Genomic DNA, 2,473 nt, shown 5'->3' with positions numbered 1-2,473 from the left:
TTCCGCCTGCTTTGGAATCGGAAGCATACTCTCGACGCATGTATAACCACTGAACACGTAACTGAGTGATAAATTCTGCACCTCGGCGAATTGTGAGAATTGCTGGTGGTCGATGTTTGAATGCATACAGTAAATGACCCAAAATCACACCTAATGTCCAAAGCGGTGCCTTCGTAATACTCATATGATGACTAATACTCCAGCCTCGGTTCATACCTGCCATCAGAATCAGACGAGAGACACGTTTCGCCCAATATCTAGCTGCAAGCCTACCATTATCTAATGATGATTCAGATCTGAAGTAGCAAGCTTCGAACGGTGCTTTACGCGTCTCACCACAAGCGACGATATAGAGTTTACGGGCAAGCAGTGCACCAAAGCTGTGACCTATTAATATAATATTTGTAATTGGATTTGTACCATTTTCTGATTGCTGTATGATAGTATCTAACTGATTTAAATGAAGGTTAACTATCTCATTTGGGTTTGCCGTTGAAAACCATGACAGTGGAAGGTCAGGGCAATACATCTGGGCATTAGGCCATTGTTTTTTAACTGCATCAATAACTGAAGATAAAGAAGTGGCATTGTTGGCATAGGCGTGGAATACAACTACTAGAATTCCTTTGCCGTCATGTGTAAATTTTTTTTCTGTCATACCCCCTCCGGACGACCCAATCATGAAACTACCTATGGCCATTACTCTTTCAAGGCCATATCTATTGGTTAATATATTTGCTTGAGGGCTTAAGAATAAAATAAGCTAAGCCAGTCTGCAGTTGTATCATAAATCCACTCAATCTCAATGTGGATGACTTGGCATGGTTATATTCCCCACTCGTTCAAGTAAAATTAATTTTAAGACTTTCTCCATGCTTCGATTTTTATATATTGCAAGTCAAAATTAATGTATACAGATTGATTTAAATTTAGGAAGATAGTATATCCTCGCCCACCAATTCATCGTAATTGATTATTAAGAGTGAAGGGTAGGGGTATTAACTTTTCATGCAAAATTTCAATGAGTAAATTAATTCATCTTATGAACTTAACACAAAATATGAGCTTATAACTTATAAGAATGCATTAAACCACAACTCTTACAACAACATTGTTTCAAACTCTCTGACCGCATCGCGACGCAACCATGGATCAATTTCGTGTCTTGATACTGGTCCATGATGGTGAATGGTGCGACGCAGCAGTCGTGACACATATTCCATCGCAAGGGGGTGATTCTCTTTCATCGCTTTTTGAAAAATATTACCATCAAATGTCCCAACATCTCTTAATACCAAATCCTTAAGTTCCTGTCCAAAATGCATTGAGTTTGCACTTACCTGCCAAGCTCCAGCCTCAATAGTTTCTGGTGTTACTGATGTCGGATTATTTTTGTCTCGCCCTGCATTCCAGTCCCACGACGATTCAAAACCAGCGAGTACGCGCATGACTTCGAGCATTACTGCGCGGCGATGGTTAATATCACGCCATGGGCCTAGTATATTTTTAATGCTTGAGTAGATATCACTTTCAGAGTTTGGTGCAAATATTTCATCGGGAGCATTTTTTCCCCAATCAATTAACTGTTCCAAGAAATCATTCGTCGGTACACCTCGGTTTGAAACATGTTGCTTGGTTGAGATAAATTTTATTTCAATCGGCTTCTTCAATGCTTCTGTCTGAAAAAACTGATTAACCTCGAAATGCATAGGGTCATTAAAAGACTTTCCCCAAGTAAATCCAAAAGACTGAAAAATAGGAGCGAAGGGAGCAACCGAGTCGCCAAATCCAGGATCATCTTCATTTAAGTCGATCGCGATTCCAAAAGCATGATTCGAAGGAAGCTTGCTTAAGGCGCCACTGGTGGGTTTTCGTAAGCGTGGATTCAGTGTTCCAGCACATGATTTAACAAGGTGAAGATAGCCTTGCTCTTCAATTGCTTTAAAAACCGCGAGTATTTGTTGATGGGCAAGTCTATGAAAATGTAATTCTCCATCATTTGAACCTGGAATACCTTTAAGCTGCGGAATTGTAATAGGTGTAACATCGTTAATGTTAAAGCCACTAATAAAGAAAATAGCATCCCCACGTTTCCATTCAGGACTGGCTGTTCGGAATGTAACTTCACCAAATAATGGATGAATAAAACTGCTAAGAGGCATGATTCACTCCTGTTATGTTGGGATGTTAATAAGATGAAATCAAGCTATACCATGCTGGAACGTGTCTTTTTATGAAACATTCTTTTGAATGGTAAAATCAGTGTAATCTATAGGTGCAAGGCGAGCAAGTTGTACTGCATAAGTTCGATATAATAATTCTTTTAGATAGGAATTAAAACCATCTGCTAATCATTAGTATGGTTACAATTAAAGGTGGTTTGGGTGTTCATTATTAGTAATTTCAATTATATGACGATCATTTACGGGTCAAGAATGCAGTGCCTTGTGACTATTATCCGAAATCCTGTTCC

At 39.1% G+C, this 2,473-nt stretch carries 2 protein-coding genes; both read right to left on the bottom strand.

What is annotated here, in order from left to right; all coding sequences use genetic code 11:
* Positions 1–658: hypothetical protein (locus tag CWM53_RS30675; RefSeq protein WP_206062640.1), on the bottom strand; the 658-nt coding region annotated here is incomplete at its 3' end.
* A gap of 442 nt (positions 659–1,100) precedes the next feature.
* Positions 1,101–2,162, bottom strand: a complete 1,062-nt coding sequence (locus tag CWM53_RS29915) for a M15 family metallopeptidase (RefSeq protein ID WP_100696366.1) — start codon at positions 2,160–2,162, stop codon at positions 1,101–1,103.
* Between the last annotated feature and the right edge of the window lie 311 nt (positions 2,163–2,473).

This window comes from Klebsiella sp. A-Nf5 (genome assembly GCF_002810545.1).
GTDB lineage: Bacteria > Pseudomonadota > Gammaproteobacteria > Enterobacterales > Enterobacteriaceae > Klebsiella > Klebsiella variicola.
This window is presented reverse-complemented; position numbering and strand designations above follow the sequence as displayed.

Excerpts from the sequence above, each read along its gene's own strand:
- CWM53_RS29915 (WP_100696366.1), bottom strand. The coding sequence starts at position 2,162 with ATGCCTCTTAGCAGTTTTATTCATCCATTATTTGGTGAAGTTACATTC.